The organism is Cellulophaga sp. BC115SP (genome assembly GCF_009905545.1).
Taxonomy (GTDB): Bacteria; Bacteroidota; Bacteroidia; order Cytophagales; family Spirosomataceae; genus Flectobacillus; species Flectobacillus rivi.
This window is the reverse complement of record NZ_JAAALB010000090.1, coordinates 1-7,028: the sequence shown is the minus strand read 5'-3', so window position 1 is coordinate 7,028 and position 7,028 is coordinate 1. Positions and strand designations below refer to the sequence as shown.

At 37.3% G+C, this 7,028-nt stretch carries 6 protein-coding genes; 1 reads left to right on the top strand and 5 read right to left on the bottom strand.

What is annotated here, in order from left to right:
• Window positions 1–157: 157 nt before the first annotated feature.
• The 4 genes from GVN22_RS26425 to GVN22_RS26410 form a co-directional block, all read right to left on the bottom strand.
• On the bottom strand, window positions 158–382 hold the full coding sequence (locus GVN22_RS26425; protein WP_166554012.1) for a hypothetical protein: 225 nt from the start codon (window positions 380–382) through the stop codon (window positions 158–160).
• A 406-nt stretch (window positions 383–788) separates the two neighbouring features.
• Window positions 789–905, bottom strand: a complete 117-nt coding sequence (locus tag GVN22_RS26420; RefSeq protein WP_166554011.1) for a transposase — start codon at window positions 903–905, stop codon at window positions 789–791.
• Window positions 906–973: 68 nt separating this feature from the next.
• Window positions 974–1,705, bottom strand: a complete 732-nt coding sequence (locus GVN22_RS26415; protein WP_166554010.1) for a DUF1080 domain-containing protein — start codon at window positions 1,703–1,705, stop codon at window positions 974–976.
• Window positions 1,706–1,960: 255 nt separating this feature from the next.
• Window positions 1,961–2,803, bottom strand: coding sequence for an aldo/keto reductase (locus GVN22_RS26410; RefSeq protein WP_166554009.1), 843 nt, complete (start codon window positions 2,801–2,803; stop codon window positions 1,961–1,963).
• Window positions 2,804–3,028: 225 nt separating this feature from the next.
• On the opposite strand from GVN22_RS26410, the gene GVN22_RS26405 reads away from it, so the two are divergent.
• Complete coding sequence (locus tag GVN22_RS26405; RefSeq protein ID WP_166554008.1) at window positions 3,029–4,663, top strand: carboxylesterase/lipase family protein; 1,635 nt, start codon at window positions 3,029–3,031, stop codon at window positions 4,661–4,663.
• A gap of 225 nt (window positions 4,664–4,888) precedes the next feature.
• Here GVN22_RS26405 and GVN22_RS26400 read toward each other — a convergent pair whose 3' ends face one another.
• A complete protein-coding gene (locus GVN22_RS26400; RefSeq protein WP_205691048.1) occupies window positions 4,889–6,163 on the bottom strand; it encodes a DUF5690 family protein in 1,275 nt (424 codons plus the stop codon).
• Window positions 6,164–7,028 lie beyond the last annotated feature (865 nt).

The following is a 7,028-nucleotide window of genomic DNA, read 5'->3' as shown; positions in this document are numbered from 1 at the left end:
AACTAAAGGTACTTTAGGCTCAAAACCCCGACTTCCAATTGATAAATTTGGGATAATCCACTTCTCTATTGTATTTTTACTCAACATTCCCTGTAAGTGAGATTTTATGATTAGACACCACAAAATTCTCACTTATTTGGAAATGTTTTGCATTTGTTTAAACAGCTTCAATATTTCCCCTTTTTACAAAATGCGTTAGCCCTGATGTAACAAAAACATTTTCTTTACCTTCAAAAATTGACTTGATTGGATTAAGTGTAATCGGAAATCCTTTTAGATTTGGAATGATAAACTTTCTATCTGTAGAATTAAATATAAAAAGTTCGCCTCCCCATTCACCATATCCAAACCCTATCCAAATATTATCGTTTTTGTCTGTCAAAAGTACAGGATCCTGAAACCAATCTGTTCCTTTCTTCCTTTAACAGTTTAGGGAGCTGTCTGGATAAAAATAATTTTTAGTTGAGTTGTCAAATACTCCTTTGTTTGTAATTAAGTAATAATTATTCTTACTGTCAAAGGCGATTGCCTACCCTACCCAGCTTTTTTAGGAGCTGATAATGAGTGACTTGTAATTTTATCCACCTAAGCAATTTAATTAGGGTATATTCCATTGCCAAATCTGGAGTTTTACTCTTTCGAAAATGCTGGCGAATTAAGTCTATGCCTTTTCTAACAAAACTTATAGCTTTATAGCCATGCTTTTTGATTTTTATATTTTGAACTTTTTGGTGATAATGAATTTCTAAACTTCTACATAATCCGTATGCTATGCTTACGCACGCAATTTATTTTTTGAGCTTAGCAATTGATTGTAAATGTGTGCTTTCCAAGTTAAATTCTCGTCCTTTAAACGACTGAAAAACAGTTTCTATCGACCAGCGTTTTCGATAAAGTTGTCCCATAAATTCAGCATTTTAAAAACAATAAATCCCAAAGTAGTCGCTACTTTGGGATTCGTTCTTTCTAACTATTACAATTCTTTTATTTTGATATTTTTGAAAGCTATTCCTTTGGACCAATCCTGAAGAGCAATACGTCCTTTTACTGTTTTGCCGAAAGTAGCGAAATATTTAAAATTACTTTTGGCTACAAGGTCTTTCCATTCTTTAGACGTCAAATCTTGTTCTGCTGTCAAAACGCCATTGAGATAAAACTCTATTTTCCCGTTGACTTGTTTAATTCTAGACTCGTTCCATTCGTCAGCGGGTTTGGTTACTGCGGCATTTTTCTGAGGGAAAAACCCATATAAACATCCTGCTCTTTTTTTGACATTAGCTTCATAATCATCATGCTTAGTGTCGAGCAATTGGTATTCTGGTCCTGTAGACCATGCCGTTGGGTTACTTTCTTTTTCGACTACATTAAAAAAAACGCCACTGTTTCCGCCTACGGTAATTTTCCATTCAAAGCGCAAATCAAAATTCTGATATTCTTTGTCAGTGACCAAATCGCCATGTTCTACTGTAAAAGTATCGGGCTTACAATACAACTCATTGTTTTGGATAATCCATGCTGTAGGAATTTTGCCTTTGTTGTACAAATGCCACCCGTTGGTGGTTTTGCCATCAAACAGCAAAGTCCATCCTTCTTTCTTTTCTTGTTCCGAAAGTTGATTTGGCTCGTTGCTTGTTCCTACAAACGCCGAAAGCCCTAACGTAGCGATACCCAAAGTAGCTACGGACTTAATAAATAGATTTTTCATAGTATATAATTAAAATTGGATAGCAATAAATAGGAAGACATTATTAGTTAATAGTATATTGGTTATTTGAAAATATTCATAATCAAAAGGTTATAACCAAATTACACCTCAGATATACTATTAATTTAATTTTTCCCGCAAAAGGCATTAAACTATACGCCGTAAACTAAAAGCTAAACGTTTTTTTTCATCAAAGAATTTAAGCTTTTGCCTAGTGCCTATAGCTTACAACCTAAAGCGTATTAATGTAATTCACTAAAAGTCAACTTGATCTGGGTCTAACCCTGAACCACCGCAATAGGGCATTTGATTGATGGTTTGCATATCGGCAGCACTGATTTCGAAATCAAAAACCAGTTTATTCTCATCGATACGACTTGGAGTTACTGATTTTGGTAATGGTAAGGTACCATTTTGTAAACACCAACGCACGCAGAGTTGAGCAACTGATTTGTTATATTTTGCAGCAATTTGTACCAACGTTGAGTTAGTCAGCATTTTGCCTGTACCAAGCGGACTCCAAGCTTGCACCAAAATATTGTTTTGTTGACAAAGCTCCACCACTTCGGCTTGACGATGACCTGGGTGAAACTCGATTTGGTTGACCATTGGCGCTATTTCAGCTGTTTTCAGCAAGGCTTGTAAGTGATTTACCATAAAGTTACTCACACCAATTGCCTTAATGTATCCTTCCTTGTATAAGTCTTCCAACGCACGCCAAGTTTCGGCATTGATACTTTGCCAGTTTGTAAACTGTTTGCTATTGGCTGGCCAGTGAATCAAATACAAATCAAGATAGTCGAGTTGCAAATCGTTCAAGGTTTTGGCAAAAGCTTTTTTGGTTGACTCATAACCACGGTCGGAGTTCCATACTTTGCTGGTAATGAACAACTTTTCGCGAGCTACACCACTTTCTTTAATGGCTTGTCCGATACTTTTCTCATTACCATAAATTGCCGCCGTGTCAATATGTGTATAGCCAGATTCAATGGCATACTTTACTGAACTGATCGCTACATCTCCATTAGGAGTTTGCCAAGTGCCAAATCCGATACTTGGGATAGATAATTGATTGGATAAAATGAATTGTTCTTGCATAAATTAGATGGGGAAAACATAAGTTTGAGTTTTGTCAATGACCAAATTTATAACTAGGAGAATTATAAATAAGGTTTCATTGGGATAAAATAAACTTTTAACAAAGTTCCTATAATTATCCAAAACACTAAGATTTTTTAGTATTAAATTGAAAAATAATAGGATTTTTTCAAAAAAGCTTTTATTATTGTCACATAGTGAGACAATAGAACATTTATCCAATTCATGAAAAAACATCTTACCATCCTCGCAAGCGTAGTTTGCTTAGCAACAAGCACGATGATTGCTCAAACTAATTTCAATTTTCCTGTTCAAACTTCCATCGATAATGGGGTTATTGAAGGAAACTTTGATACTCAAACGGGTATCCAAACGTACTTTGGCGTACCCTTTGCCAAGCCTCCAGTAGGTCAGCTACGTTGGAAAGCACCACAACCCATCGATAATTGGACAGGTGTAAAAGAGACAAAAAAGTTTGGTCCAAGACCCGTTCAAGCGATTGTTTTCGGTGATATGGCTTCACGCTCAAATGGTCTAAGCGAGGACTGTTTGTATCTCAATGTTTGGACACCAGCCAAGCGCAATACTAAAGATTTGCCTGTGTTGGTGTATTTCTATGGCGGTGGTAATGTGGCAGGTGATGGTTCAGAGCCTCGCTATGATGGTGGTACAATGGCAAAAAAAGGCATTGTCGTAGTGACGTGCAATTACCGTTTGAATATCTTCGGTAATTTTGCCCATCCAGAATTGAGTGCCGAATCTCCATATAAAGGTTCAGGAAATTATGGATATTTGGATCAAGTAGCGGCGTTGCAATGGGTAAAACGCAATATTGCGAAATTTGGAGGAAATCCTAACCAAGTGACTATTGCAGGAGAGTCAGCGGGCTCTATTGCAGTGAGTTATCAAATGGGTTCTCCTTTATCAAAAGGTTTATTTCATGGAGCTATCGGCGAAAGTGGTGCTGGAATTAACCCAACGATGGCACCAGTAACTTTGGTAGAGGCTGAAAAACAAGGGGCTGATTTTGCTAAAAATGCTGGTGTACCAAGTTTGAAGCAATTGCGTGCCATGAGTACACGCGAGTTGTATGAAATCTATAACGAATCTAAGCGATTTGGATTCCCTGTGGTATTAGACGGTCATTTTTTACCGAAAACTTTACCACAAATTTTTGAAGCTAAACAACAAGCGCAAGTACCGCTTCTATTGGGTTGGAACTCAGCCGAAATCCCTGGGATGGCATTCATGATGGGACAGCCTTATACTACTGAGAAGTTTATCGAACGTGTGAAAAAGGAATATCCAAACGATGCTGATAAAGTATTGGCGTTGTATCCTCATGCTACAGAAAAAGAAGTAGAGTTATCAGCGACACAATTGGCGTCTGACCGTTTTATTTCTTATAGCACTTGGAAATGGTTTGATTTGCATAGAAACAACTCTTCGCAACCAGTGTATCGTTATTTGTATAGCAAAGTTCGTCCGCAATTGGTTGATCAATCTTTAGCTTCAGGTTTGGCTGGTGGTACTGTCAAAAAAGAAGGTGCACCCAAAGCTCCTGAACCAGTTGGAGCACCGCATGCTTGTGAAATCGAATACTGTATGGGCAACCTCCATTTGATTAAAGATTACGCTTGGACTTCCGACGACTACAAGGTATCGGATACTATGTGTAATTTCTTTGCCAACTTTATCAAAGCGGGTAATCCAAACGGGGATAAATTGCCAGAGTGGCCAGCAGCCAAAGCAGGTGACAAACAACCTCCAGTAATGATTATTGATGTAAACTCAAGAGCCGAAAAATCGACTATTGAGCCTCGTTATGATTTCTTGGATGCTAGTTATATGAAGAAATAAGAGTAAACATGCGTCGTCCCGAATTTAGCGATTTAGTGATTGAGCGAGGGAGTGATTATGTAAAAAATTGTATTCTCGCAGTAGAGACGCAATGATTGCGTCTTAAGCCAAGTCATATCTAGCATAGTAGCATCAAAAAAGCGGTCGAAAAATAGTTTTCGACCGCTTTTTTGATAAAAACTTGGAGAATAATCCCAATCCTAAAAACTCGGGATGACTCATGGCTTAGAGTCTATTTTGATATTTTTTATGTAAATACCCAATAGATAGCCCTACCAACAAAATATAAATAGCTGAAATAGCGTAGGATAGGGAGATAAAGAAGTCAAGGTAATTGATACTTTTCTGAAAAAAGTTTTTGTAAAAAAGCACCAAAATACTTCCCAAATACGCATAGTAATCGGCTAATGTGATAAGAAAACCTATGGTTCCTGAACGCTGAAAAGATGCAATCATCCTCTCAAAATACAAACTATTACACATCGAGTACGCTACATAAACGCCAAACCCCAAGAGCGTTAACCACATTACAGGACCAATCAAATGAGCTTGAAATAAAAACGTACTCAAGCCGATGAGTATTCCTCCCAACAACATCAAAATCTCAATTAAGAAAAAAGCCTGATAATTATTTTTTATCCATCGCATCGATGCCATCAATAACAAAACAGCAATGGCAATGGGCGTTTCGGTTTGGGTAAAAATGGCAGAATTATTGGCGTATCCTAGCAGTTTCCAGATTTCAGGAGTAAAATTATCCCTAAATTCACGGAAGGTTGTGAGTACAATATAAGAAACAACGAAGATACTGAGGCTGAAAAAGAACTCCTTCACAAAAGCTTTTCTATCCTCTTTTTGCATTGGTTTTCTAATAGTCCGACTAGCAATATCCTCGGCATTAGGAGCGGGAATTTGCCCCATCAAAGTAACACAAATGACAAAAGGAATGAACATAATCGCACAAGCGACAAAGGGCATCCAAAATTCAGTAACTCCCCACGTATTCATCACCCATTTACCAATACTTTTTGCAAAACCTGAGCCCATAATAAACGAAGCGGTGAGTACTGCTACCAGCAAATCTGTACTGCGACGCCCTTCCAAAAATCCCAATATAGTTCCATAAACCATCCCTAACGGCAAACTTGCCAGAAAGATGAAAATCAGGTTGTAAGGCGCAGGCGTTAACGCAAAAAGTAGATAGGCAAACCATGATAGCGCCAGCATCAGAATCAGACTTTTCGAACGATTTTCGGGAAGCATCTCAGAAACGTATTTTACCCCTAATCCTTTCGAAACGGCAAAGCCCAATACCTGAGCCGTAATCATCAATATCTTGAATTGAACTCCCCAAAAAATCCAGTCTTCATAAGTTGCAGCGGTGTATGCTCGTCGAAAGGGGTAAAAGCATAAATAGGTAAAAAATGCCGTCAGGGAAGCAAATACCTGAAAAGCAAGCGAGTTTCGTTGAAGTGTAATTTGTAGTTTTTGAAGCATCATTAGTTAAGATAAAAATATGAGGTTTGTTGATGGTCAATAACTAAAGATAAGATTTTGCCTCATAACACCAAAATTATCTGTAGGCTTTAGAGGTCTCCAAATACCCGTAAACTGTCCTGAACTATCCTTTCAATAGCCTCATGAAGCAGGACGGCAATATGAAAATATATCTTGAAAATTGTGTTGCAATACTTTAGGCAAAAGCTATAGGTAGTAGGCAGGTAAAATCGTGTAAATGTTGCTTACTTGCTTAAATAATCATGTAAAATAAGCTTTTAAAAACTAGTATTATATAATTATCATTTTTAAAAGCTCCGTAGGAGCGACAGTTTGGTAGTGTCATTAATGAGAACACATTTTTTGAGCACCGTAGGTGCGACAGAAAGCCAAAATCTTGAAATCTTTCGCACCTACGGCGCTCTTTTAACCGTTTAGAGAAATGATTTTTACTACCAAACTGTCGCTCCTACGGAGCTGATGACAAGATTGGTTTCTGAAAAAGCCCTGTAAACAGACATATTTATGCGGTATCATTGATTAAATATTGAGAATTAGTGCTGTACGAAGGATTAGTGTTGTCTTTAAAATAAAATTGATGTAGTGGCAACTCTTGCAGTTGCCATTTTGAATGCGGCAACTGCAAGAGTTGCCACTACATCAAAAAACACTAATCATAAGAACTCTTTTGAACAAAATAAAATCCTTCGTACAACCCTAATTGATGAAGCTGTTTAAACTTTCCCAAAATATATTTTATTGATTAATTCTTAGCCTTACTTTTTGTCTTGATACAAAAAGTAACAAAAAAATCAAGAATTTATAAACTCGCTGCGCTCAAACAGTATAAATTCATTGCTTACGCAAG

Bases quoted from the DNA above. Each gene is read 5' to 3' on its own strand.
- GVN22_RS26415 (WP_166554010.1), bottom strand. From the start codon at position 1,705: ATGAAAAATCTATTTATTAAGTCCGTAGCTACTTTGGGTATCGCTACG.
- GVN22_RS26400 (WP_205691048.1), bottom strand. From the start codon at position 6,163: ATGATGCTTCAAAAACTACAAATTACACTTCAACGAAACTCGCTTGCT.
- GVN22_RS26420 (WP_166554011.1), bottom strand. From the start codon at position 905: ATGGGACAACTTTATCGAAAACGCTGGTCGATAGAAACTGTTTTTCAG.
- GVN22_RS26405 (WP_166554008.1), top strand. From the start codon at position 3,029: ATGAAAAAACATCTTACCATCCTCGCAAGCGTAGTTTGCTTAGCAACA.
- GVN22_RS26410 (WP_166554009.1), bottom strand. From the start codon at position 2,803: ATGCAAGAACAATTCATTTTATCCAATCAATTATCTATCCCAAGTATC.